General features: G+C 58.6%; 23 protein-coding genes. 5 read left to right on the forward strand and 18 right to left on the reverse strand.

Features of this window, described 5'->3' with window-relative positions; all coding sequences use genetic code 11:
• Window position 1 precedes the first annotated feature (1 nt).
• The 17 genes from waaC to H0523_RS09425 all read right to left on the reverse strand — a co-directional run bounded on the left by waaC (window position 2) and on the right by H0523_RS09425 (window position 19,635).
• Window positions 2-1,039 carry a lipopolysaccharide heptosyltransferase I gene (gene waaC / locus H0523_RS09345; protein ID WP_054430798.1) on the reverse strand — a complete coding sequence of 346 codons (1,038 nt, stop codon included), beginning with the start codon at window positions 1,037-1,039 and terminating at the stop codon, window positions 2-4.
• Window positions 1,040-1,203: 164 nt separating this feature from the next.
• Window positions 1,204-3,144: a polysaccharide biosynthesis protein gene (locus H0523_RS09350; protein WP_054430799.1), complete on the reverse strand. Its 1,941-nt coding sequence runs from the start codon at window positions 3,142-3,144 to the stop codon at window positions 1,204-1,206.
• Window positions 3,145-3,162: 18 nt separating this feature from the next.
• Complete coding sequence (locus H0523_RS09355) at window positions 3,163-3,723, reverse strand: sugar transferase (protein ID WP_054430800.1); 561 nt, start codon at window positions 3,721-3,723, stop codon at window positions 3,163-3,165.
• An 18-nt stretch (window positions 3,724-3,741) separates the two neighbouring features.
• Window positions 3,742-4,680: an NAD-dependent epimerase/dehydratase family protein gene (locus tag H0523_RS09360; RefSeq protein WP_082380326.1), complete on the reverse strand. Its 939-nt coding sequence runs from the start codon at window positions 4,678-4,680 to the stop codon at window positions 3,742-3,744.
• Between the two features lie 6 nt (window positions 4,681-4,686).
• Entirely contained in the window at window positions 4,687-5,451 is a 765-nt protein-coding gene (locus tag H0523_RS09365; protein WP_054430801.1) for a glycosyltransferase family 2 protein, read from the reverse strand.
• Window positions 5,452-5,455: 4 nt separating this feature from the next.
• Window positions 5,456-6,412 carry a UDP-glucuronic acid decarboxylase family protein gene (locus tag H0523_RS09370; protein WP_054430802.1) on the reverse strand — a complete coding sequence of 319 codons (957 nt, stop codon included), beginning with the start codon at window positions 6,410-6,412 and terminating at the stop codon, window positions 5,456-5,458.
• A gap of 15 nt (window positions 6,413-6,427) precedes the next feature.
• Window positions 6,428-7,654, reverse strand: coding sequence for a hypothetical protein (locus H0523_RS09375; RefSeq protein WP_054430803.1), 1,227 nt, complete (start codon window positions 7,652-7,654; stop codon window positions 6,428-6,430).
• A 49-nt stretch (window positions 7,655-7,703) separates the two neighbouring features.
• The gene (locus tag H0523_RS09380) at window positions 7,704-8,951 is read right to left on the reverse strand and encodes a lipopolysaccharide biosynthesis protein (protein WP_054430804.1); all 1,248 of its coding nucleotides are present in this window, start codon (window positions 8,949-8,951) and stop codon (window positions 7,704-7,706) included.
• Window positions 8,948-10,255 (reverse strand): hypothetical protein, encoded by a 1,308-nt coding sequence (locus tag H0523_RS09385; RefSeq protein WP_156333389.1) that lies wholly within the window; start codon window positions 10,253-10,255, stop codon window positions 8,948-8,950. The genes H0523_RS09380 and H0523_RS09385 overlap by 4 nt, the downstream gene beginning before the upstream one ends.
• An 8-nt stretch (window positions 10,256-10,263) precedes the next feature.
• Complete coding sequence (locus H0523_RS09390; RefSeq protein ID WP_054430807.1) at window positions 10,264-11,838, reverse strand: hypothetical protein; 1,575 nt, start codon at window positions 11,836-11,838, stop codon at window positions 10,264-10,266.
• A gap of 15 nt (window positions 11,839-11,853) precedes the next feature.
• Window positions 11,854-12,924 (reverse strand): pseudaminic acid synthase, encoded by a 1,071-nt coding sequence (gene pseI / locus H0523_RS09395; RefSeq protein WP_054430809.1) that lies wholly within the window; start codon window positions 12,922-12,924, stop codon window positions 11,854-11,856.
• A 93-nt stretch (window positions 12,925-13,017) separates the two neighbouring features.
• Window positions 13,018-15,045 carry an aminotransferase class III-fold pyridoxal phosphate-dependent enzyme gene (locus H0523_RS09400; protein ID WP_054430810.1) on the reverse strand — a complete coding sequence of 676 codons (2,028 nt, stop codon included), beginning with the start codon at window positions 15,043-15,045 and terminating at the stop codon, window positions 13,018-13,020.
• A complete protein-coding gene (locus tag H0523_RS09405) occupies window positions 15,042-15,914 on the reverse strand; it encodes an aldo/keto reductase (RefSeq protein WP_054430812.1) in 873 nt (290 codons plus the stop codon). Before H0523_RS09405 ends, H0523_RS09400 begins: the two co-directional genes overlap by 4 nt.
• A gap of 15 nt (window positions 15,915-15,929) precedes the next feature.
• Window positions 15,930-17,096: a UDP-4-amino-4,6-dideoxy-N-acetyl-beta-L-altrosamine transaminase gene (gene pseC, locus H0523_RS09410; RefSeq protein ID WP_054430814.1), complete on the reverse strand. Its 1,167-nt coding sequence runs from the start codon at window positions 17,094-17,096 to the stop codon at window positions 15,930-15,932.
• Entirely contained in the window at window positions 17,096-18,094 is a 999-nt protein-coding gene (pseB, locus tag H0523_RS09415; RefSeq protein ID WP_054430818.1) for a UDP-N-acetylglucosamine 4,6-dehydratase (inverting), read from the reverse strand. The genes pseC and pseB overlap by 1 nt, the downstream gene beginning before the upstream one ends.
• A 21-nt stretch (window positions 18,095-18,115) precedes the next feature.
• The gene (locus H0523_RS09420) at window positions 18,116-19,282 is read right to left on the reverse strand and encodes a nucleotide sugar dehydrogenase (RefSeq protein ID WP_054430819.1); all 1,167 of its coding nucleotides are present in this window, start codon (window positions 19,280-19,282) and stop codon (window positions 18,116-18,118) included.
• Entirely contained in the window at window positions 19,279-19,635 is a 357-nt protein-coding gene (locus H0523_RS09425; protein WP_054430821.1) for a MarR family EPS-associated transcriptional regulator, read from the reverse strand. Before H0523_RS09425 ends, H0523_RS09420 begins: the two co-directional genes overlap by 4 nt.
• Window positions 19,636-20,112: 477 nt before the next feature.
• On the opposite strand from H0523_RS09425, the gene H0523_RS09430 reads away from it, so the two are divergent.
• A complete protein-coding gene (locus H0523_RS09430; RefSeq protein ID WP_180180054.1) occupies window positions 20,113-20,928 on the forward strand; it encodes a hypothetical protein in 816 nt (271 codons plus the stop codon).
• 105 nt (window positions 20,929-21,033) lie between these two features.
• Here the strand turns inward: H0523_RS09430 and pseG are convergent, their stop codons facing one another.
• Window positions 21,034-22,125, reverse strand: a complete 1,092-nt coding sequence (gene pseG, locus H0523_RS09435) for a UDP-2,4-diacetamido-2,4,6-trideoxy-beta-L-altropyranose hydrolase (RefSeq protein ID WP_054430824.1) — start codon at window positions 22,123-22,125, stop codon at window positions 21,034-21,036.
• 169 nt (window positions 22,126-22,294) lie between these two features.
• On the opposite strand from pseG, the gene H0523_RS09440 reads away from it, so the two are divergent.
• The 4 genes from H0523_RS09440 (at window position 22,295) to H0523_RS09455 (ending at window position 26,299) form a co-directional block, all read left to right on the forward strand.
• Window positions 22,295-23,299: an acyltransferase family protein gene (locus H0523_RS09440; protein ID WP_054430826.1), complete on the forward strand. Its 1,005-nt coding sequence runs from the start codon at window positions 22,295-22,297 to the stop codon at window positions 23,297-23,299.
• A 90-nt stretch (window positions 23,300-23,389) separates the two neighbouring features.
• On the forward strand, window positions 23,390-23,959 hold the full coding sequence (locus H0523_RS09445; RefSeq protein ID WP_054430828.1) for an SRPBCC family protein: 570 nt from the start codon (window positions 23,390-23,392) through the stop codon (window positions 23,957-23,959).
• 96 nt (window positions 23,960-24,055) lie between these two features.
• The gene (locus H0523_RS09450; RefSeq protein WP_054430830.1) at window positions 24,056-25,414 is read left to right on the forward strand and encodes an MFS transporter; all 1,359 of its coding nucleotides are present in this window, start codon (window positions 24,056-24,058) and stop codon (window positions 25,412-25,414) included.
• Between the two features lie 15 nt (window positions 25,415-25,429).
• Entirely contained in the window at window positions 25,430-26,299 is an 870-nt protein-coding gene (locus tag H0523_RS09455) for a DMT family transporter (protein ID WP_054430831.1), read from the forward strand.
• The last annotated feature ends 7 nt before the right edge of the window (window positions 26,300-26,306 follow it).

The raw sequence follows: 26,306 nt of genomic DNA on the forward strand, positions 1-26,306 counted from the left end.
ATCACTGTGCCGCCAGCGCCTGCTCCAACGAAGCCATCACGGCCTCGCGTGAAGGCGAAGCGCCGCGATCGCCGAGGCTGGCCGTATAGTTGGAGCCAACCAACGGGGTACGAACAGGCGTGGACGCACGATAGATACCTATGGTCGGTCGGCCAAGGGCGGCCGAGAGGTGGGTCAACCCGCTGTCCAGGCCTACCATCAAGCGCGCTCCCGCCAACAGGCGAGCAACGGAGGTCAGATCCATACGTGGCATGACCTCGGTACCGTCCATGCCAGCGACCAGCAATCTGGCACGCTCGGCTTCCTGTTCGTTGCCGGCCAACAATTTCAACGTACAACCGGCATCACGCAACCGCCGGAATACCGCCCGCCAGTCTTCTTCCGGCCATAGTTTATCGTCGCGGCTGGCCGACGGCATGATCACTGCGTAGCCACGATCATTGTCCAGATGGTGTAGTCGTGGCAAATCAGTGGCATTCAGGCCTTCGCTGCCAACTACGTGGGCGAGATCGGTGGGCTGTCCCGCCTGGCGTGCAAAAGACTGCAACCCGAAATCCGGCAGGCCGCCGTGTTGATACCCGAAGGTCAATGCCGCCAGCTTGCGTTGCCGAATGACCGCAGGCTGCCAGAACTCCACCCGGTGCCGCACGTTGTAAAACAAGGAAGCCAACGGCTCCCGGGCGGATCGCCAGTCCAAGCCGTGGCGCACACCGCGCGCCTGGCGTACCAGCCAGGCCGACTTCAGCAGGGCCTGCATATCCAGAACAATGTCGTACTGCTTGGCGCGCAACCGATCCCGCAACGCCCTGCGCTCGGACCGCACCTGCCCTGACCACCAAGCCTTGCGCCAACGGCGATGAGCAACCTTGATGACCTCTTTCACCGCCGGATGCCACAGCGGAATCTCGGCAAACGCCTCTTCGACGATCCAATCTATCTCGGCGTCGGGAACATGCCTCGCAATATCGGAAATTGCTGGCAGCATATGGACGAGATCGCCCAATGACGAGGTACGAACGAGAAGAATGCGTGTTGGCATCGATAAGAGCTAAAGAGATCCGGGCTGGCCCCCCCCGGGAAACTGGCCTGGCGCCGATCAATCCGAAGACGAACCAAAAGCGTAATCTCGGAATTTACAACAAACCCGTGATGCGGCATCGGCGCAACCCTGTCGGGCGGTGTAATACCCCCCAGGCCACGGTATCAATGCACGCGAACGTCCCCTTCCGCGCCACGCTCCAGATGTATCCAATCGACAATACCGCCATTCGGCCGGTAACCCGACACCAGCGCCAGCAGGAATGCACGCACCGCAGGAATGTCGTTCACTCTCAAGGCGCACTGCAGTTCCTCGAGCTTGCCCTGCAACACGTGCCAGGGCAGACAATCTTCATGAGCCTTCATGATGCGCGAATGCTGGGTCGGCTCGGGATTATCTCCGATCAGCAATTCCTCATAGAGTTTTTCACCTGGCCGCAGCCCGGTGACTTCAAGCGCGATATCGCCATCAGGCTCCTGCGCCGTCCTGATGGTCAAGCCGGACAGTTCCACCATCCGTCGTGCCAGATCGACAATCTTCACTGGCTCGCCCATGTCCAGTACGAAAACGTCGCCGCCATTGGCCATGGCGCCGGCCTGGATCACCAGTTGCGCGGCCTCGGGAATGGTCATGAAATAGCGCGTGATTTCGGGATGCGTCAATGTAACCGGGCCGCCCGCCTTGATCTGCTGACGAAACTTGGGAACCACTGAGCCTGAAGAGCCCAGTACATTGCCAAAACGTACCATCGAGAACTTGGTCGACGTATCTTCCGCCGCCAGCGCCTGCAGCACCATTTCCGCCAGCCGTTTGGTCGCTCCCATGACGTTGGTGGGACGCACCGCCTTGTCGGTACTGATCAGAACAAAGTCAGCGACTTTCTGGGTGATTGCGGCTTTGGCGACGATCAGCGTTCCCAGTACATTGTTGCGTACCCCCTCGGCAGGATTGTGCTCCACCAGTGGCACATGCTTGTATGCTGCGGTGTGATAGACCGTATCCGGCCGCCAGGCCGCCATGATTTCGCCCAAGCGGATCTCGTCACGCACCGAAGCCAGCAACGGCACCAGCCTGAATGTCGGACCGCCGGTATCTGCCAGCAAGGCGGTCAGTTCCTGGTGCAACTCATACAACGCGTATTCGTTCTGTTCCACGAGCAATAGCGCAGACGGCGCAAGATTCACGATCTGGCGACACAATTCACTACCAATCGACCCCCCCGCGCCTGTCACCAGGACCGTCTTGCCCGCGATATTCCGGGCGAGCAGCTCAGGATGAGGCTCCACCGGCTCCCGACCTAGTAGATCGTCGATATCCAGTTCCCGTACGTCAGCAATGCTGACCCGCCCCTGGGCCAGATCGGTCACGCTCGGCAACGTACGCACCGAAACCTTGGCCGGCAGTACGCGTTGCAGAATTTCGTTGCGGCGATGCCGTCCCGCGGAAGGCAGCGCCAACAGAACATCATCGACTTCCAGTGACGCGACCAGCATGGGCAGATCGGTCGGCGAATAGACAGCCAGGCCATTCAAGATCCGGCCATGAAGACGTTCGTCATCGTCCAGGAAACCCACCACCCGCATTTCAGGACCATTGGCCATGGCGGCTGCGAGCTGGCGGCCGGCCGAACCCGCGCCGTAGATAAGCGCCTTGCGCAGAGCATTGCGTTGCAGCTGGCCACGGTACAGCCCCCCCAGCCAATATCGTGCGATAACCCGAGAACTACCCACGGTCAGCAGCAGCAGGATCGGCTGAATCAGACCGACGGTGCGGGGGATGCCATTCACGCCGACTGCGGTGAAAATGGCGGAGTACACCAACCCATAGATCACGATGGCTTTGAGCACCGCGATCATCGCCGGCAACCCCGAATACCGGAAAATGGCGCGGTAAAGGCCGGAGACGATGAAAATGGGCAAGGCGATAGCCATCGATGCAACCGCGGCCCAGAGCGGCCGCCCGGACAGCAATACCCAATCATCGAGGCGGAGATAGAACGCTAGCCACGTGGTAAGCACACAGAGGCTGGCATCAACCGACAGGGCGAGCAATCGCTTGGCCGTACGCGGCATACCAAGCATGGGTTTGGCCAAGCTAGTCAACATCTCTTGTCCCTATCCTGCTTAGTGTGAGACGCCATCTTGCCGAAGCACCCTGGCGGCCGTCATCCAGATGATTTTCAAATCGAACCAGGCTGACTTCCGGCGCAGATACTCCGCATCCAGTTTGACCTTCTCAGGGATAGGAAGCTCATCGCGCCCGTTAACCTGGGCCCAACCGGTCAAGCCTGGCAACAATTCGTGCACGCCGTACTCGGTGCGCAATTGGATCAGATCCTCCTGGTTGAACAATGCGGGACGTGGCCCGACAAAACTCATTTCTCCGGCCAGGATGCTCCACAATTGAGGCAACTCGTCCAGACTGCTGCGCCGCAAGAATGAGCCGATCGGTGTCAATAGTGTCTTCGGGTCCGGCAACAAATGCGTCGCCACAGTCGGTGCGCCCACCCGCATGGTACGGAATTTCGGCATGCGAAAGATCCGATTACCGCGACCGACCCTGTCAGACCAATACAGAGCGGGCCCCGGCGATGTCAATCGAACGGCGAGAAAAACCACCAGAGCCGGCAGCACGAGCAACAGCGACAGCAACACGGCAAAGCAGAAGTCGAATAGGCGTTTCACGGGGAATTGGCGAAGTTATTATTTACTAACGGCATCAAGCAGTTCGAATGGCAGGATGGCGGGCTGATAGCCCAGGATCTTTCGAGCCTGCGAATCGTCTACCTGCAACCATCCTGACAACTGTTCATACGAGCCTCCCTGGCCTGCCGCCCTGGCCACGGCGCGCAATAGCGACTGTGGTGCTGGAAACAGGCGCGCCGGACGGTGCAGCGCTTGCGCCACGCGTCTCAACAGATCCGGCGTGGAGTAGTCCTGCGCATCCCGTACATGAAACACATGACCCGCAGCTTGCGGCTTAGTGATGCATGCGCACAATACGGCAGATAGGTTATCCACATGAATCAGGCTGCGCTGATTCGAAATGTTGCTTAGTGGCAACGGAATGCCGGCATTCACCCAACGAGCCAGGCGAGCCATGTTGCCCGGCGCGCCCTGGCCGTAAACCAGCGGCGGACGCACCACTACGAGTTCGGCGCCATGACGCTGCGCGATATCTGCCAACTCGCCCTCGGCCTTGAGCTTCGACCTGCCGTACGGTGTCGTGGGCTGACAGGGGCTGCCCTCGTGTAATGGCTCACCCGGAACGCTATAGGTCGCCACCGCGCCGATGGAGCTGACGAACACGAACCGACGAACCCCTGCCTCGAACGCGGCTTGTGCCAGGCGACGTGTCCAATCGACATTCACGCTTTCGAACTGGGCTTCATGATCCGCCGGCGCTTTACCAAGAACGTGAGCCCGCCCGGCCAAGTGACAGACCACATCCACGCCAACCATTGCCCGTGCCAGCGCGGCATCGTCCGCCATGTCAGGGATGTTGCAAACCTCGACACGTGGATCAGTCACGGCCCTGCGGGTCAACAATCGCAGCGGTATCCCGCTTTCGTACAGATCGCGTACCACCCGCCGACCCACGAAGCCGGTCCCACCCGTAACCAGTATCCTGCTCGTATCCATGGCGACTCAGAATTGACGGTATTTCAGCAAACCCCTCAGCGCATATTGGCTGAAATGCCAGACCGATGCCACCACACCGAGTTTTTCAAGGTCCCGGTAGGCTCGCCAGACATGCATTGCCGAACGCCGCTTGTTGCGTGACACCGATTGGCTCATGACGCGATAGCGCATCAGATCCTCGTCCAAGCCGTGGGCGAGACGCCCAGGCTTCAGTATCTGCAGCCAGCAATCGAAGTCGTCATAGTAGGTTTTCCTCATGCGCACATCACCCAGCTCGACACGGTCAAGCAAGACCGTCGAAGTCGCAATCGCTGTGTTGCCCAGCAATGAGCGGTAAGACAGCGTGCGAGGCACATGAACCTGCTTACCGGTCTGAGCGCCGTCAGCTGAAATGCGGCGGAAGCCGGTATAGGTCAACACCGAACCATTCGCCTTGGCGTGCGCCAACGTGCGCTCCAGCTTTTCGGGTAGCCAGAGATCATCGCTGTCGAGAAAAGCAATCCAACCGCCTGTTGCCTGGGCCAGCGCCGCATTTCGCGCCATAGCTGGCCCGCCATTGGCAGGCATGGACACCAGCTTAATTCGTGAGTCTCTTTTCTCCCATTCCCGGATGACGTCCCGCGTATTATCGGGCGAACAGTCCTCCGCGATCAGCAATTCCCAATCCGTATATGTCTGGGCCAATACAGATTCGATCGTCTCTCCGATGATCAACGCCGCCTTGTAGGCTGGCGTAATGATGGAGACCCGGTTGGCATTCACGATAGGCATGGATTCAAACCGCCCCGCCCGCTTCGGCCACCAGCAGCTTGTCGAAGTATTCGATCGTCTTGACTAGGCCCGATTCCAGTTCGACCGTAGGCGTCCAGCCCAATTTTTCACGCGCTAGCGAGATATCCGGCTGGCGCTGTTGCGGATCGTCCTGCGGCAATGGTCTGAACACCAATTTGGAAGCGGAACCGGTCAATTCCAGTACCTTTTCGGCCAATTGGCGAATGGTGAATTCGCCCGGATTCCCAAGATTGACGGGGCCCGTCAACGTGTCAGGCGAGTTCATCAAACTGATGAAACCTTCCACCAGATCGTCAACATAGCAGAAGCTGCGTGTCTGCTGGCCCTCGCCATAGATTGTGATGTCCTGGCCTTTCAACGCCTGCACGATGAAGTTGCTAACCACCCGACCATCGTTCGGGTGCATCCGGGGACCATACGTGTTGAAAATCCGCGCCACCTTGATATCGAGCGCATGCTGACGGTGATAATCGAAGAATAGCGTCTCCGCGCAACGCTTTCCTTCGTCGTAGCACGAGCGAATTCCGATGGGATTGACCCTACCCCAATAGCTCTCACTCTGCGGGTGGACTTCCGGATCACCATAGACTTCGCTAGTCGATGCTTGGAAGATCTTCGCCTTGAGACGTTTGGCCAGACCCAGCATATTAATGGCACCATGCACGCTGGTCTTCAGCGTCTGGACCGGATCGAACTGGTAATGCACCGGCGAAGCGGGGCATGCCAGATTGTAGATTTCATCCACCTCCACGTAGAGAGGAATCGTCACGTCGTGGCGCAGCAATTCGAAATACGGATTGGCGAACAAATGAACGATATTCTGCTTCGAACCCGTGAAGAAATTGTCGACGCACAACACCTCGTTGCCCTGCGCCAGGAGACGCTCACATAGGTGTGACCCGAGAAACCCAGAACCACCAGTAACCAATATTTTTTTCACATCAGCTCCACATATTCAATGACCTGACAGCTCGTTGCCAGATCGTACCGGCCACGTCGTCAACCCGCCGCCGCGCCGAGACAGTGCATACCAAAGCGCTACAAAGACGCCGAAGCGCCACACACCCAGTCCGTTATAGATGTAATTGTCGATACCCGAAACCAACACCACCATCACGATATACACCACGAATCCTGATACGTGGCCGTTCTTCCTCCCGCTCAACAGGTAGATGACAAGCAACAGAATCAGGATCAGAGTTCCAATAAATCCGAAATCCAGCAACAGCGACGCGTACAGTGTCTGATACGTTCCCGCGCGAGGATTTATCTGCAAGATCGCATCCTGAATCGCCTGACGATCGCACGCCAACAGCAGACAAACCTGATCTTCAAAATACAACCCCGATCCGAAGATACCGATCGCGCCATGCTCCAGTACGACACCGAACTCAGCCATCGAGTGCGTGACGTACTGCACCAGGTAAATCAAGGGCATCAGCACTGGAAACACCTCGTTCGTCGACGACACCACGTCCGATGGAATCGGCATGTTGTCGAAAATCCAGGAATACCGGATGGTCGCCACCCAATCCCAGCCCACGGTCAGCACGTCGGCGGAACGACCACGAGTCTGGTAGTCGACCAGCACCACCATGAAGATCGCCAGAGCCACCAGGCAGCAGATCGACCTGACTCGGAAGAATCTCACCCGGAGCATCAGAAGGTGAAACAGCAATACGAAAAATGGCGCGTTGCGAGTACCTAGGATGATGAAGTCCACCGAGATGACAGCAAACATCAACACCGCATATCCGTAGTATTTTCTCCTGGGTATATCGATGAATGCGAGCAGGATGCACAGCGGATAAAAAAGGATCGAAAATGCGGAATACCATCCACCGCCGCCGACCGACGTGTCCAGCCGAGTCAGGTACAACCCTTTTTCAAGGAAAACAAAAATGTAAGGCAACCGGCTACATACAAACGTGATAACGAAAGTGCTCAGGAACAGCCACTTGAAGACCCGCTGATTAAATGCGGGCCACTCCATGCTCTGACTCATTCTCAAATAGCTGAGCAACAGCAGAATCATGCCCAGCGTCACCGTTCCTTCCAGAACCAACAGGCTGCGGATATCGAATTCGGCAACAAAGGTAATGTGCAGCAGCTGGATGATCCCCATAAGCGCGTACAGAATCGACGCGCGCATGACGAACACCCTCGGAGAGATGCTCTGCATGTTCACATTCATGCGCATGAGTCCCACACGCCAGCAGGCATCGTCGCGCTCATGTGAGTGATTCCGCTTGCAAAGCCTGCCGCTTTCTGAATCTGATTATGCAGCACAACAACACCGCGCTCCCGATCGTGAATGTCAACGCCAAGCCATAGGCAGCCCCCGCCGCTCCCCACTTGGACACGAAAATATACAGGCATACGAAGTTGAATATGACCATACCGGCATTTATATACGCAATTGCCACCGTCTTCCGCATGAAAATCAAGACCGCGGAAATCATATTGAACATACCGGTGCAAGCCGTCGCGAGCAGACAGGGAAACAGGAACACTTGTGCCGGGGCAAAATCTTTGGACGTCAAATAGGGCATCATGAATCCGAGGATCCCGGGCAGGATGAGGACCAGCACGCACATGCCAGCAAATATCCCCAACAGGCGCAGGCCAATTCGCCTAATTGCCCTGCCATCAATCGGGCCCAGGCTAGTGAAAACCCATGATTCCCAGGCCGGCAACACCGCGCTGAACACCAGACCCGCAGCTGCAGCCAGTTGCAGTGCCACGCTGTACAGGCCCAGCTCATGAGCGCCGCTGAACTCCGCGATGAACATGCGATCGGAAACCATGAATACATAGCTCATCAAGCCACTGGGTAGCAACGGCAGACTGAACCGCAGCATTTTCTTCATCAACGCCGGGTCGAACGACCAGCGCAATTGGTATTGCTTCCGCAGGTAGTAAATAGCCACGGGGAACGCAACCATCGCTGCAATCCATTCGCCCCACGCCCGGGCGCGCCAATCTGCGCCCACTGCAAAGATAAACAATATCGCCAGCCCATAAGACAGGATATTGGAAGTCAACGCCCAGATGCCGAACGGCAGAGCCCGATTGGTGATCTGCCACAAGTGGTGCAGCACCATACTGTTGAACCGAAAATACACCAGCAACACGATCAGGAACAGCCAATGCCAGGGAATGCCATAGAACCTGTCAAAGAATGGCCAAAGCAGCAGAACCACCAGCGCATACGGCACCATCATGAAGGTCGAGAACACCGTCGCACTGCTCACGTAGGGCGAGAACTTCTGCGGTGCCTCGACGTATTCACGCTTCAAGGCCATGTTCAGTTCGAGCCGAAATGCATTGCCCGCGAACATGCTGACGATGGTGAAGATCGTGAACAGCCCGTAATCTTCCGGCGTCAGGTAGCGAGTAAGGATCGGCAACGCCATGATCGGCACGACTGCCGACAGGACATTGAACACCAGATAGATCGATACGCTTCTGAAATTCACGCGTTTGCCTTCAGGACCTTATCTGGCTTGGCTAGACCGATGTAAGCGGTCAGGAAGCGTTCAAACTCGGCGCTGTAGCTGCCGTTGTCCGGCACATGGATGTACTCGTCGAGAAACTCCCGGACGTAGGTAGCCGGAATCGGCGGCGTCTGGCCACGTACGCTGGCCTCGATCATCGCCAACAGCTCAGCCGGCGAGCGCGCGAACCCCACGACCCGGGAGATGACTTCCCGGTCAGCCGGATACATGACCTCGTCGCCACGGTCCATGCATTCACCCCAAGCGGGGATTACCGAACTCGCACGCGCCATCACCGCTTCCACCAGTGACAGCGAGTTGTAGTTGATCACCAGGCGTGACTTGGGAAGTACGTCGAAGAGATTCAGCTCGTGACCGCAGCGCACCCCCCCCAGCCCCATCTCAGTCATGATCCTGCGCACCGCCACCGAATCATTGACATCTTTCGTCTTGACCAGAAAATCCAGGCCGCCCCGGCCATATAGGACGGCTGCCTCGCAAAACAGCTTCAACACTTCCTTGAAGGTCTGGTCGGCATAATAGCCTTCGGTGAAGGTCAGCAGCGTGACCAAGGGCCGCTCGGCCACCGGCAGCGACGTGTCCACATCCTGCCACGCGTCATAGCGGGGAAGGCCTGTGATGGTGATCTGGTCGGGCCGACAGACCGTGCCAACAGCCAACGTGACATCACGAGTGGACTTTCCTGCTACGGCCATGGCGGTCCCCTCGAAGCGGTACCCGGATTCGCGATACCAGCGAATCACCTCGGCGCATACCTTGGGTACGACAGGATGCTCGCGCGAAAGCACCAGAAACGGAATGGATAATTCCTTGGCGACCTGCTTGAACCCGTTGTCCTGCCAATAGTCGAAGTTGGCGGACAGGATCGCATCCACCCGCTGTTTACGACCGACAAGACGGACCAGATGACGCGCATAGGCAGTGCTCTGCCGCAATGCCCGTGGATTGTCGGCCATCTGGCGCTGGTAGAACGTCTGGATCTGCATGGCAGTTGGCGTCCATGCCATCTGGAATCGGGTGAACCCCCCCATCACCATTGGATAGTTGAAGGACGAACGTTTGCGCAATTCCACCACGTCCTTCACGAACGACTCACGAGACAGACAAAGGACAGTCCGCTCCCGCGTCATCGCCCCCCAATCAATACTCAAGTAGCTCAGGTAGGCTGCCACTCTCGGGCCGCCCAGCCGCACCATCGTCGACGAAAGCCAAGGCCAAATGCGAGCAAGGGCGCCATAACGCAAGGAGTGCAGGACTCTCTTCATCTTCGTCTTCAACGATCGCCACGCGGGAACGCGTCGCGAATAATGTCTATCGGGCGGAACATCCAACGGCGATGAACCAGGCGTGGGACTGCCGGTAGTTGCTCAACGCCGTCTCCCAATGCATTGAGTTCCTCCCACTCGCGCCGCGAAACCATCGCCAGCACCTCATCTTCGCCGCTTTCATTGTCCGCATGGGTGGCATCATCGGCGGAAAGAGCGCCACGACGGAACGTGTCGACCAACCGGCCGGCATCCGCACCCTCCCGATATTCGTAGCGGGTGGCGGTGATACTGCGTACATAATCCACGTACTGAGGTGCGCGATAGATCATCGTGTAGGCAAAGCGCAAAGTCAGGCGGGCAATATGGGCGCGCTCGCTGAAATTCGACGCCGGCAGCAGGCTCATGGCCTGCAGCGCAGCAGGCGACATTGCATCACTTTGGAAGCCCGCCTGCTGATAGATCGATGGCCCCATCGCAATGACCTGCTTGCCCAACATGCCCGCTTCCAGCGCGGCGGAGCCCCCCGCGACCACGATGGCATCGCTGCGCTCGATCAGACCCAGAGTACTGGCCGTGTCCGTGCTGGCGATACAGTGCACGCCCCTACGGTTTGCCCAATCCGTGTAGTAACGCTCCGCTTTGCTGCCATCCGCCGTGCCAATCCTTTCACCCCAGTTCGGATGGCAGCGCAACACCAGCTCAGAGGGCTGCAGATCGAACCGGTCAATCAGGGCATCATAGGCAGCCGTCTGCTCTGACCATTTCGACACCCAATCCGGGTGCCCCCAAAATTCGTTGTAGCTGCCCGGCACCAACAGAATGCGGCGGGCCGATTCGGCTTGCGGCCATTCCACGGTCCGAGCCGCAACGTTATAGGCACGCCACTCCTTGTCATTGCGGCGCAAGAATCGCGCAGCCACATGACGCACGGCGCGCAGGGCCTGATTGCGTGTGAGTGGACGATCGCGCCATTGCGCCATCATTTTTCCCAAAGTCCTCAGGCCCAAGCAGTTCTCGTTCGGCAGAAGCTGCAAGCCGTCGCCAAACCAGGTCCGCTCGAGACTGACAAAGGGAATGCCGGCGCTACGCGCCGCCTCGAGGACAGCACGAGTCGCATCCATGCGCCCGTTAAACAAGCAGACGGCCTCGAGCCGCTCCCGCTCGATCCAGCGCAGTGCAGCAGAATAGGCTTTCTGCGTGCCGTCCTCCAGACTGCGAGCGATCGCATGGAATTCCGGGCTCTGGAAATCCGCCTTCGATTCAAAACGGCCCAGCGTGCTGGCGCTGGAAAGCGCGCCATGATGAGCGTCCTCGGAAAACGGCACGCCGCTGTCCGCAAATGACCCGATAGAACAGACATGCTGGCCAGCAAACGAACGGATATTGCCGGCCCGGCATCGCAGACAATGCATCAGCGCGCTGCGCTGTGGATGCAGTGCCTTTGGATAGCAACCACTCAAATTGCCGTCGCAAGCCAGGAACGAAGCCGAATGGCCAGCATCGCGCATGATGCCGGCTAGATAGTAAAGATGCTCTACATGCGGGCGCCAGCTGTAGATGCTTGCATAACCAATACGCATAGATCCGCGGCTCAATCAGTCCCGAGGCGCCACGTCGACCGAGTTCCAGTCCACAGGCATTCCGTAATGCACGTCCCGAGTGACCCGGCTACCGATCAGGACTTCCAGATGTTTGGGCGCGAGCCCGAAACCGGGCCGCACACTGCGCACGGCATCCGCCGAGACGAGATCGCCAACCTTCAGGTCTCGCACGAAATAGAGTGAACGACGGAATTTGGCATTGCCCTGCTCACTGGATTTCCGGCCATAATCGATCTTGCCCAACGACTCCCAAGCGGTCCGCGCACCTTGGCACAACTGAGCCATTTCCGCAGGCTCCAGCGAGAAACTGTCGTCGGGTCCACCACCACTGCGATTGAGCGTGAAGTGTTTCTCGATGATCGCGGCGCCCAGCGCAACACTGGTAATCGCGGTGGTATTGTCCAGCGTGTGATCCGACAAGCCCGTCACCAACCCGAAGCGCTGCATCATGTCCGGAATGGTGCGCAGGTTGTAGTCGGCGGCAGGGGCGGGATAGCCACTGACACAGTGCAGAATCGCAAGCTCCGTGCAACCGCCCTCGCGGGCGGCATCGACGGCCTCCTGTATCTCTTCGGCGTCAGCCATGCCGGTCGAGATGATCATGGGCTTTTTCGTGCCCGCCACATACTTGATGAGCGGCAGATCGATCGCTTCGAAAGACGCGATCTTGTAGGCCGGCGCGTTCAGGTCTTCGAGCAGATCGACGGCCGTAGTGTCGAACGGCGAACTGAAAATACTGATGCCCAGTTTGCGGGCGTGCTCGAACAAGGGGGCGTGCCATTCCCAGGGCATATGCGCTTCCTGGTACAGGTCGTACAGGCTGCGCCCATCCCACAGGCCACCGTGGATCAGGAAATCGTCGGTATCGCAGTCCAGGGTGATTGTGTCTGGACGATAGGTCTGCAGCTTCACCGCATCGGCGCCGGCCTTGCACGCTTCCTCGATGATCCGCAGGGCAACATTGAGTTTGCCGTTGTGATTGGCCGACAGTTCAGCAATCACATAGGGAGGCTCTTCGACGCCGATGCGGCGTCCGGCAATTTGCAGGCTCGGTGTAGTGGACATGGCATTTACTCTCAGAACTTCACAATAATCCGCACCAGCCTTGACAGAATCAAGGCTGGTGTTCGCGTCAGCGGCGGACTCTGGCGCCTGGCATCAGTTCAGTCGCTTGAACCCGCCGTGGCATACCGGGCCCTTGAGCAGTCCCATCACATCACGACCATCCTCGCACTCTTTCACCATCCCGAAGATCGGATCGAGCGCGGTGAAATATCCATCGACGATCTCCGGCGTGTGCTCGGTGCAGGCGTACACACTATTGCCCGCCAAATAACCCTTGGTGAGCATTTCTTGCGTCACCAAAGTCTTGTAGGCCAACGCGTTCGGGCTTTGGAAGGTGTACCCCGTCAAAGCAGGCAGCCCCCATTGTTCGATCTTCAGGCCGTGCTTGTCAGCCAGTTTCTGCCAACGCGCGCGGACATCCAATCCGATCTTGGTGATGGTTTCCCAGGATTGGGTACGTTCCATCACTTCGAGCGTCTTGAGCGCCGCGGTGGGACCAATACGCTCGGTCCAGAAAGTGCTGCTGATGAAAGTGGACTGAGCGGCCTCCATGATCTCGCGGCGCCCAATGGTCGCGGTGATGGCGTAGCCGTTACCGAGCGTCTTGCCGAACATCGCCATGTCGGGCTCAACGTCGTACATTTTGTGCAGGCCACCAAACGTCTGACGGAAACCCGACGTGCACTCGTCAAAAATCAGCACAATGCCATGGTCGGTGGCCAGTTTGCGCACCTTGTGCAGGAAGTTATCCTCCGGGCCCTTGTTGCGCACCACTTCCATCTTGATGACGCCGATGTCGTGAGCTTTGACCAGGGCTTCGAGCTCGGCATAGTTGTTGTAGTTGAAAGGGAACACCGTGCCACGCAGATTCTGCGGCACCCCCTTCGGCTCCAGGCCGGGCAACAAATGGCCGGCCAGGTTTTCGTTCTCGCCCAGATTGGCCGATAGGTACCAGTCATGCCAGCCGTGGTAGCCGCAGACGGCGACCTTGTCCCGGCCGGAGGCGGCGCGGGCGATGCGGATGGCAATAGCGTTGGCCTCGCCGCCCGACCGTGCGAACCGCGCCATGTCGGCCCACGGATGCAGTTCGATCAGCTTCTCGGCTAGGTAGACCTCCTCGGGGCAGTTGAGCGTCGTCATATTGCCCAGGTCCACCACCTGACGCACTGCCGCGTCAACCTCCGGATTGCCATAACCCAGGCTGTTCGTACCGACACCCATTAAGGACATGTCGAAGTACTCGTTGCCATCCAAGTCCCATACCCTGCAGCCCTTCGCCTTGCTGAAGTACGCCGGCCATTGATCCGGCAGCATCATTTCGGCACGCTTGGACAAAAGCATGTTCCCACCCGGGATGATCTGCTTGGCGCGCTTCCAAAGTTTTTGACCGGTGCCCATACTGGCTCCTTCGTTTCGGATAAGTTGTTTGTTGGCAGAAAACAATTGCGGCTGGGCCTGCTGCAAATCCAGCACCTGCCGCCACGTGAAGTGAATTTCCGGAGCGAAATGCGCAAACACCTGAGAAATCACATCGAGATCGACCGGCTCATCCACCGTCCATCGCAATCCGGACAGGTCGTCCTTGTGACTCGTTCCAGCCCGGCTGAAGTGATCGGATCCCCTCAGGTAAGGGGTCACATGCTCACGGTCGAACGGCACGGACGTCTCTTTGGCAGCGCGCTCCAGCGCGGCAAAACTAAAAACCTCGATATCCAGACCATCAGGGTAGGTCGGCGGATCCGTATTCGAGAAGTAATCCACCTCGGCAACCTTATAGCCACGGATCACGTCATCGACCAGAGCAGGATCCACCAATGGACAATCACCCGTGATTCGAACGACCACCGTGGCGTCACTGATGCGCGCGGCCTGGTAATAACGGTCAAGCACATCGTCTTCGCTGCCCGCGTGACAGCGATATCCCAGCGAACGGACATGTTCGATCAGCGGCGCGTTCTGCGCTGCCTCCGACGTCGCCAGGACAATCTCGTCGATCTCGTTCGAGCACGACAGGCGAGCCAGTAACAGCTCGATCATCGGCTTGCCGCCGATGCGCTTCATGACCTTGTTGGGTAGGCGCGTAGAACCCATGCGCGCCTGTACGATCGCTACCACTTTCATAGGGCACTCCAGCGTGCGGGATTAACCAGATCGGTATCGATGGGAGACGGCCAGACCGGCAGGTCTGGCAGGGGCGCCTGCGTCACCGCGAGGATGCCACGCAATTGTTCCAGGCTGTCCACGCCGACGACCACCTTGTCCACTGATGGGACCGACAGCGCAAAGCGTAGGCACGCGTTTATGGCGGGAATTTCGGTTGCCTGCAACCAGCGTTCCCATTCCTGCCACAGGCCGTCCCAACGATCAAACTTCTCGGCCCTGTCGCCCCGCGCCATCAACAACAGGCCTTGCAGGAACACGGACCGCACATGCAATTCGATACCTGCCGCCTTGAGACGATCCGCCCAGCCGGAGACGATCATGCGCTGATCCAGCACGCTCAACGGTGCCTGCACCATGTCGATATCCAGAACCTGCAGGAGCGCTTCCAGCTCCTGCGGCGCATAGATCGACACGCCGACTTTTGCCACGAGCCCTTCGCGCCTCAACTCACGGAGGGTACGCGCCAGCGCGGCCCCCTGGCCCCCAAGAAGTTGCTCCGGGCGATGCAGCAGGAGCCCGTGCAGCGCATCGACACGCAAGCGCCGCAAAGATCCCTCGAGTTGCTGGCGCACCCAGGTGGCACAATCGCCGCAATCGTCGGGCATGCCCGGCAATTTGCTGATGATCTGCCAGCCTGCCACATTCGCATCGCCCAACGCCGACTCGCTATCACCGTAGGCAATTGCCGTATCGAGCGTATCGACACCCGAGTCCCGGGCATCCGCCAGAATATGGCGGACTGCAGACGGCGCCACCCGCCCCGTCTGGTTGGCGATACCGTACGGCAGGCCAAACTGCGCCGTTCCTAACACCAAACGCCGACTCATCCAATGCTCTCCTGGCTAGCCGCGCAACGCTTGGCGCAGCACGTCGACCACGCGGTCTTGCTCGGCTTCTTGCAAAATCGCGTACATCGGTAGACTGATCGCCTCGGAGTAATAGCGCTCGGCCTCGGGAAAGTCCCCGGCCTTGAAACCCATGGCGGCGTAGTACGGCTGGAGATGTACCGGTATGTAGTGCAGATTCACGCCTATGCCATTTTGGCGCATCGCGTCAAACACTTGGCGATGCGTGCGCGCCGTCTTGTCCAATTGCAGGCGAATCACGTAAAGATGCAAACCGGAATACGTATCGGGATGCTGCCACGGCACTGTCACCGGGCATTCCGCGAGCAACCCGTCATACCGACGCGCCAGTTCATGGCGCCGAGCGACGAACTCATCCAGACGATCGGTCTGACTGACACCCAACGCCGCCTGCAATTCCGTCATGCGGTAGTTGTACCCCAGCATGATCTGCTGGTAGTACCAGTCCCCATCCGGAGCGTGCGTCATCTTGGTGGCGTCGCGCGTGATGCCATGGCTGCGCAACAGCGCCATACGTTCGGCCAGCTCATCGCTGTTGGTCATCGCGACGCCACCCTCGGCTGTCGTGATGATCTTCACCGGGTGAAAACTGAATACCGTGATATCGCTGAACTCGCAGGAACCGATAGGCTGATCGGCGTATCGCCCGCCGACTCCGTGCGACGCGTCTTCAATGATCTTGAAGCCATAGCGCTGCGCCAACGCATGGATGGCCCGCATATCGCAGGACTGGCCCGTCAGATGCACTGGCACCACCACCTTCGGCAACCGGCCTTCCCGCTCAGCCTGCTCCAGCTTGCGTTCAAGCGCCACCGGGCACATATTGTAAGTACTCGGATCGATATCCACGAAATCGACCCTTGCACCGCAATACAGACCGCAATTGGCCGACGCCACGAATGTGATGGGCGAGGTCCAGAGCCAGTCTCCCGGCCCAAGGCCCAGGGCCATGCAAGCCACGTGCAACGCCGACGTCGCACTATTGACGGCCAGCGCATGCGCCGTACCACAGTAGTCCGCCAGGAGTTTTTCAAACTTGGGGACGGCGGGTCCCTGGGTCAGATAATCCGATTGCAGCACACGCACGACGGCATCGATGTCCGCCTGGTTGATATGCTGCCGGCCATACGGAATGGATTGCATCAGATGGCTCCGATCTTTTCGCGATTCGCGTCGATCCAGGCCTGCAGTTCCTCGTCCCGCATCCATTCTGTGTTGTTATCGCTGGCATACACGAAACCCTCCGGCACCTTCTGGCCGGTCTTGATGCGCTTTTCGCAGGTTGCCCATCCATTGATTGTGGGCAGGATCTTGAAATGCTCAGGATACTCGTAGGTATAGTAGGCATCCTCGGCGCTGATCATCTGTTCATGCAGCTTTTCACCAGGACGGATGCCAATCACTTCCTGCTTCGCCTCGGGAGCAATGACGCGAGCCAGATCAGCAACCTTCATGGACGGAATCTTCTTGACGTAGATCTCACCGCCTTCCATATCCTCGAAGGCATGCCAGACAAGTTCCACACCCTCTTCCAGCGAAATCATGAAACGCGTCATACGTGGGTCCGTGATCGGCAACACGCCCTGATCCTTGATGGACATGAAAAACGGGATGACCGAACCGCGAGAGCCCATAACGTTGCCGTACCGCACCACGGCAAAGCGCGTGTTGTGGCCACCGGAGTACGAGTTGCCCGCCACGAACAACTTATCCGATGCGAGCTTGGTTGCACCATAGAGATTGATGGGACTGCTGGCCTTGTCGGTAGACAGCGCGACAACCCGCTTGATCCCCTTATCGATGCAGGCATCGATAAGGTTCATCGCACCGATAACGTTGGTCTTGACGCATTCGAACGGGTTGTATTCCGCAGTCGGGACGATTTTAGTCGCCGCGGCATGAACGACGTAATCCACGCCATCTAACGCGCGGTAGAGACGATCCTTGTCGCGCACATCGCCGATGAAAAAACGGATGCGATCATCTTTCTGGTACTTCTTGGCCATATCCCATTGCTTCATCTCGTCGCGCGAAAAGACGATTATCTTTTTGGGATTGTATTTGGCCAGCGTCATCGGAACGAAGGTATTGCCGAACGAACCCGTGCCGCCAGTAACCAGTATGGTTTTATTTTCGAACATGTCGTTAAATCCTATGGATTTTTAATCATTTCCAAAAAGGTCGCGGGTATACACCTTCGACTCAACATCAGCCAATTTTGGACTCATTCTATTGGCAACAATGACATCTGCACGCCGCTTGAATTCATCCAGATCGCGGATCACTTTAGAATGGAAAAACTCATCGTCGGTCAACGACGGTTCATATACGATGATTTCCACCCCCTTGGCCTTGATACGCTTCATGACTCCCTGAATACTGGACGCGCGGAAGTTATCCGACCCACTCTTCATTATCAGACGATATACCCCGACGACGCTCGGCCTGCGCGCCAGAATGCTATCGGCCACGAAATCCTTGCGCGTCGTATTGGACTCGACGATGGCATGAATCAAATTCTGAGGCACATCCCGATAATTAGCGAGCAACTGCTTGGTATCTTTCGGCAGACAGTAGCCGCCGTAGCCAAATGATGGATTATTGTAGTGCGCACCAATACGAGGATCCAGGCCGACCCCTTCGATGATCTGACGCGAATCCAAACCGTGGGTGGCTGCGTACGTGTCAAGTTCGTTGAAATACGCTACACGCATCGCCAAATAAGTATTTGAAAACAGCTTTACTGCTTCGGCCTCGGTAGAACTGGTGTAAAGGATCGGAACATCCTCTTTCAGCGCACCTTCCCGAAGCATATTGGCAAATATCTCGGCACGACTTGACTGCTCACCAACGATAATACGAGAAGGATAAAGATTGTCATATAACGCCCTGCCCTCCCGCAAGAATTCAGGTGAGAAAAAAATATTGGCGCAATTCAACTGCCGGCGCATTTTCATGGTAAAACCAACCGGCACGGTGGACTTGATGACAATTACTGCCTCGGGATTGATCGCCATCACATCGTTTATAACCGCCTCGACGGTCCGGGTATCGAAGTGATTGGTTTTCGGATCATAATCCGTAGGCGTCGCGACAATAACGAAATCGGCCCCCTCGTAAGCCTCACCTTTGTCCGTCGTCGCCTTTAAATTCAAAGACTTGGTCTTGAGGTAGTCCTGCAACTCGGCGTCCACGATCGGGGTTTCACGCCGATTCAACATATCCACTTTCGACGCCACGACATCAAGCGCCACGACCTCATGGCGCTGTGCCAGCAGCACTGCGTTGGACAATCCGACATAGCCACTGCCGGCGACCGCAATCTTCATTCATTGGCCTCATTTATTTTCGACATCTCTTCCTTCAGAGCCTCGATCTCGACGCGTATAGCCTCGTATTCCTGCATCTTGCGTTTCAGAAAACGCGCAGTTAGCGACGTTTTTTCTGCAATTCCGGCGGGTGTCAACAAATAAACATAGCCGAATTTGTTTTTGCTGTGGCTGAAATTCTGCATTTTCACCAGCCCCTTTTCCATCAGGGCTTTAATGCAATAATTAACCCCGCCCAAACTGATTCCGAGCTCTTTCGCCAACTCGCGCTGAGTGATGTCCGGATTTTCCTCCAGACGCTTCATCACCCAGAAATGGGTATCTTCCTGTGATTTGAGTCGACGATCGATCATTTACAAGATGATTAAACCAAAGTTGAGGGGCGGCAGACTGTTCAACCGTCCGGCCAGTAGCGGCAGGGGATCGTTCAGCTTCTGAACAAAAAAGACACGCCAATCCACAATCGGGCGTACCCCCATGCATCAGCAGGGCATGCCCATCGATCCGTACTCGAATCCGCGTCTGGCCCCCCTCGTTGGCTGGCGGCCGGTCCGGGAAGCGCGCAAGAGTATGCATCTCGTCCCCTACCTTGCACAACAACCCAATTGTAACAATCACGAGACATCATGCGGGCGCAACAAGGAGCACTCTACCCCGCTCGTCAGTTATTGCACTTGCCGTAACAAAATAGTAAACATCGGGTGTTAGCACTAGCAACAAATCCCACCAAGCTACAGCAAGATACAACTGATTTCGACCACCCCGTCTACAATATTTATTTCCGCTGCCAAACGCAATTTATGACCACATCTCATAGCGCCCCAACCCCGATGGGCAGCAATTTCGACCTTGGGGACGTTATCGTCTTTCTCAGATCTAATGTAATCACTATTTTCATCTGTGGCACGATCGGCTTGCTGGCGGGGGCTGCGCACATATGGCTTACACCCAAGCAATATGAATCCGTAGGGCTGATTCAAAGTGCGTTGACAACGTCGTCGACCAATCTGCGCAGGGGCTCGTCGGCTCCCCAAATTCCTGTGGAAGACTCAGCCCTGACGATCGCCAGACTGCAAATACCGAGTTCCTATACCGATGCTGTTGTGAAACTTTGCGAGCCGTCGAGCAGCGGTCCACTGAATCGCGAGGCAATGCTGAGCATCGTGAAGCCGACAATCAATCGCATGAGTCCGGGAGCCATCGAATTGCGAGTACGGCGAGAGGATCCGGCCGTGGCTCAGGCCTGTGCCCAGGCGGTGTTCGAGATGATACGACAACAGCAAATAGCGATGACCGAGCCGATGATCAAGTCGCTTGAAGAACAACGGACAACCGCGCAAGCCCAGATCGCGAGCGGCCAGGACATGATCAGGAAGATGGAGTCCGCTCAGGAAAAATCCGTGGCCTATCTGATCACTCGTGACGAAACCTTGGTCCAGCAGGATCGACTGCACTCGATCGACAACGACATCGGCTTTATCACTCGCAATCCGACCTCGTTGCTGGCCCCTTGGTACACACCAGAAACACCTGTGCTGCCGAAAGTACGCATCACCTTGTTGGCCGGCTTGCTCGCGGGCCTGCTGATCGGTGTACTGTATGCCTTGGGACGTCAGGTCTTGCGCACTTCAGTACGTCACAGATGATGCCTGGCGAGGCATACGCGCCTCGTCGAATGGGCCTCGCCCCTTCAATGCTCAGGCCACCTTCGTTGGCAGGACCGAGGTGAGCCCCCTGGCGGTGAGCGATCCTCAGACTGCGGTGGACCGGCCCAATTGGTCAATGATGCGCTGGACACCCTTGCCATCCACCAATTTGGCTGCGCGTTCGCTCAGGCCGCGCAACATCGCCGGCTGGTGCAGGGCATATTCGACAAGGTTCACACAGTCGCCGACTTGATCCGGCGATTCTCGCGACACGCCTAGTACCAACCCATCTTGTTCCAGGTCGCGCAACACTGGCTCCTGGTTATCCGCCACCGCGACCGCAATAGCGGGCGCGGCCAGGCAAAATCGTTCCCAATTGCTGCTACCGCTTGCACCGACAACAAGGTCGGCCGCATCAATCAATTCGGCCATACGGTCCGACTGGACGTGCAGTTGAACATCCGACCGCGCCATACACAACGACTGCAACAACGCACGCTGCGGATTGCCCCCTCCAATGACCACATCCATGAAACAACCGTCGTTGCGAGGCGGAAGCGCCGCCAAGAAACGGCCTGTATGATTGGCCAGGTCCATGCCGCCGAACGCGACTAGGATCTTGCGCACAGAGCCATCACGGACACGGCTCTGATCGCGCAGGCGCTGAAACTCCGATCGCAATAGCGCATAGCGGGGGCCGAGCAGCTGGATACAATGCGGAGGCACCCGCCCCCGGTAGCGGTCCGAATCACGGAAATAATTCTGGTCCAGCAATACATCGCAATCATGGTTGCGGTCTGCTAGGTCATCGATCACCAGGATCCCACCCACCCAGGGACGCAACGGCGACTGCCACGCCCGACCGAGCGCGTAGTGATCGACAACGAGCCAATCAGGGCGGACCTGGCGCAACACCCGTGCTGCAGCCTGTGCGTCTTGCGCCTGCGTAACCCCGAGCCACTTGCCGTAACCCTCGAGTTCCAGAGCGGGCTCGGCGTCATCCAGCCAATGCACAACATGTCCCTTGCTCTCGATCAGATCGCCAAGATGTGCAACGTGCCGCCGGGTAAGAAAATGCACTTGGCCACCTTGGCGCGCAATACCGTCCGCCAAGGCGAGGCATCGCATTACATGCCCCGCTCCGATCAAGAGAGAAGCGTCGGCCCGGATGGCAACAACGGGAAGCGGCCGCAGCATAGGAACCTGTCGAGAAATTCATGGGGGAATGACTCGCATTGTAGATCTGTATCGCACAAATGAGCAGAGCAGAGCCTCGTTCAAAACGCCTTTCGTCCGCGCGGGAAGGCATCAACCAGGTAGCAGGACCGAGCTATGATTGCGCCCACCCTTCCCACACCACACACTCATGCAATATCAGTCCATCCAAGCGCTTCGAGCGATCGCGGCATTGACTGTAGTCGTGTTCCACTCTCACTGGGCGTCAGCATGGAACTCCAGCCAGCTCCTGCGACTGCCTCTCATTTCCGACTACGGATACATCGGGGTGGATCTGTTTTTCTGTATATCGGGCTTCATCATTTGCCACGTGGCATCGTCAGCGCCACGTTTCAATCCAATCCGATTTCTGCTCAAGCGCGTTTGGCGAATCGCTCCGCTGTACTGGGGGATCCTGGCACTGATCCTAATCTGGACGCTAGCCACCAACCGCTACGCCAATGAGATCAGCGCCTTGGGCATGAACGGAGTTATCAAGAGTTTCCTGATGTTCCCGATGGAGGCTTACCCGCTCCTTTCGCCGGGCTGGTCACTGGAACACGAAGTGCTCTTCTACCTGCTCGCCGCATTGGTCGTGCCTTTCTTTGGAACAGCCGGCCTCGCCGTGACCCTCTTCTGCCTTTGGGGAACCGGCCAACGGTGGACGGGCTGGGACTATCACCTGTTCTCTTACGCTCAGCTCTATTTCGCGGCCGGCATCCTCGCCTATCGGCTGCGTCATGCGCCGATGAGAGTCACTGGCGTTGTTTGCCTGGCGTCCCTGGCCGCCGGGTTGCTCATGCTCTATGGCATCGTCGGATTGCCCGGATGGCTCAGGCATCCACTATTCGCGACGGCATTTGGCGCTTTGATTTCCTTTCTGGCCGCCGCGGAACAGGCCGGCTTGAAGTTCCCAATGCCACTCCTCAAGCTGGGGGATGCATCCTACTCGCTTTACCTGGTGCATGGCCCCATATTCGTGGAATTGTCAGTCATTGGATATCGCTCAGGCATGCCGATCGAAATCTGGCGCTGGCTCTCGATCGCCGTCAGTATCGGCGCCGCGCTGTTGGCCCGACGCTACATCGAACTGCCAGCGCAGGAACTAGGTAGACGGTTGCCGGGAATGTCCGAAGCAAGGCCCGCATCGGTTTGAGCTCGAACGGCAAGTCCTTACTTGGCATGGTCTTTTTTCAAATTTGGGTTCACAATAAAAAGAAGAAGTGCCAAATAAAAGGAGACAGCCATGCGCATTGCAGATGCCCAATGGATTCCCTCCACCCAGCATCAAACCTGGGACGCCCTCACGGATCCCGCGGTATTGCAGCGATGCATACCGGGTTGCATCAGCGTGACACAGCGGTCCGCCACCGAATATGCGGTCACATTGCGGGCCAAGGTGGCCGGCATCGATACCGACTATGAAGGCGAAATCCTGCTGTCCGACGTCGATCCGCCCAATAGCTGCACGCTGGTGTTCGAGGGCAAGGGGCTGGCGGCCTGCCTGGCGATCGGCACCGCCCAGGTCAATCTCAGCACCAAGGACGAAGGCACCCGCGTCGCCTACACCCTCGCCGGCATGACCGGCGGCAAGCTGGCCGAATGCGGCGAGGGCCTGGTGTTGAAGGCCGGCGAGAAAATCATCGAACGCTTTTTCACTGCCTTCATCGACTACATGGCCGCGCAGCCGCGGCTGGCGCCGCCACCGCCGCCGCCGGAACCCCCCGGCCGCGGGCTGTCGAATTCACGCTGGTCGTGGGCCATCGTGGTGCTGGTCATCGCGGTTTTCTGGAGTTACCACGCCTTCTACAAGTGAAAACCCTAGTGGGCCGATGATATGCTTGGCGGCATGAACCCGCCCCCCCCATCGACCCAGCCCGCCGCTCCCGTACATTCCCGCCGCGATCTGCTGATGGCCATGGCGGGGGTCTCCGCCACCGTGGTGCTGGCGGCGTTCGATTCCACCATCATCAGCACCACCCTGCCGCGCGTGGCCGAGGCCCTGAACGGCATGGCGCTCTATGCCTGGGTCGGTACCGGGTATCTGCTGGCCACCGCCGCATCGATCCTGATCTTCGGCCGCCTGGGCGACATGTTCGGCCGCAAGCCGCTGATGCTCGTATCGGTGCTGATCATCGCCCTGGGTTCCATCGCCTGTGGCCTGGCGCAGTCGATGACGCAACTGATCATCTTCCGCTCGCTGCAGGGCATTGGCGGCGGCATGATGATCGCCACGGCCTTCGCCGCGCCCGCCGATCTGTTCCCTGACGCCAAGCAACGCGTGCGCTGGATGGCGCTGGTCTCCGCCGCGTTCGCCATGGCCAGCGGCATCGGGCCGGTGCTGGGCGGCGCGGTGACCCAGGCGCTGGGTTGGCGGGCCGCGTTCTTCATTTCGCCGATCGCGGCGGCCTTCACGCTCTTCCTGCTGGCCCGGTACTTCCCCCGCATCCGGCCGCTGCACGATGAAAGCCGCAAGATCGACTGGCTGGGCGCCGTCCTGCTCGTCATCGCGGTGGGCGCCCCGCTGGCGGCGCTGGAGCTGGCCTTCGCCAGCAGCGACCACGCCCATCCCGTGCTGGGCCTGTGCCTGGCGCTGGCCGGCGTCATTGCCATTGCCATCCTGATACCGACGGAGCGCAGGGTTGCCACCCCGATATTCCCGCTGCGCGTGCTGGCGGGCTGGGAGTCACGGCTTCTGAATCTGGCCGCCATGATGGTCGGCGCCGTCATGTTCGTCCTGATCTTCTACAGCCCCCTGCTGTTGCAGCAGGTGCTCGGATACTCCCCGAGCGAAGCGGGCCTGCTGCTGACGCCGCTGGTGGCCGCGATTTCGGTCGGCAGCATCATCAATGGCCGCCTCTTCCCCAGGCAGACCGAACCGCAGCGCCTGATGGTGTTCGGCGGCGGGCTGCTGGCGACAGGTTCGCTGATGGTGCTGCTGATTTCCCCCGGCACCTCGGCCTGGTGGATCCTGGCGGCCTTCTTCGTCAACGGCTGCGCGCTCGGCTTCCTGTTGCCGAACCTGACCCTGTTCATGCAGATGCTCAGCGAGCGCCGCGACGTGGGCGTGGCTTCCGCCCTCGTCCAGACCACCCGCGCCATCGGCAGCGCCCTCGGCACCGCGGTGGTCGGCATCCTGATCTCCCACAGCAGCGTACTAAACGGAGTGCGCACCGGCCTGGTCCTCTGTATCGTCCTGTCCCTGACCTGTGCGCTGCTGGCGCACCGGGTCAAGATGAAGAATCTGGCCACGAGCCGGAAGACAACGTAACCCGGGACTGAACGCATGCGTCAACGTGATCTGCTGGACCTTCTGGTACTGGCCGCCGTCTGGGGCGGCTCTTTTTTGTTCATGCGCCTGGCGGTGGCGGACTTCGGTCCGGTCGCGCTGATCGAACTGCGCGTGGGCCTGGCGGCGCTGTTCCTGCTGCCGATTGCCTTGTGGCGCGGCAAAATTCCGATCATCCGTCGGCACTGGAAATCGCTGCTGGTGGTCGGTACGCTCAACGCGGCGGTGCCCTTCCTGCTGTATGCCTACGCGGCCCAGTCGCTCGGCGCCGGATTCCTGTCCGTGGCGAACGCTGTCACCCCGGTCTGGGGCGCGGTCGTGGGCTGGCTGTGGTTCAAGGACCGTCTGCCCTGGATGCGGTCGCTCGGCCTCATGATCGGCCTGGTCGGTATCGTCGTGCTGGTCTGGGACAAACTGCACTTCCAGGACGGCGGCACCGGTCCTGCCGTGATTGCCGCGATTTCCGCGCCCATCTTCTACGGCATCGCCGCCAACTGGACCAAGCGCTTCCTGAGCGGCGTGGACGCCTTGGCCAATGCCACGGGCAGCATGATCGCCGCCTCGCTGGTCCTGCTGCCGCTGGCGATCTCCGCCTGGCCCGAAACACCCGCGTCGGGCTCCGCCTGGATCGCCACCATCCTGCTGGCGATCGTCTGCACCGGCGCGGCCTATATCGTGTTCTTCCGGCTGATCGCCAATGTCGGCCCCACCGGGGCCGTCAGCGTCACCTTCCTGGTGCCGATCTTTGGCGTCGTCTGGGGCGCCTGGTTCCTGGACGAGGCCATCACGCCATCCATCGGCGCCGGCGCCGCCATCATCCTGGTCGGCACGGCGCTGGCCCTGGGGCTGCTGAAAAAACGCGCCTGAGGCGGCG

Source organism: Achromobacter insuavis (genome assembly GCF_902859645.1).
Lineage (GTDB): Bacteria > Pseudomonadota > Gammaproteobacteria > Burkholderiales > Burkholderiaceae_B > Achromobacter > Achromobacter insuavis.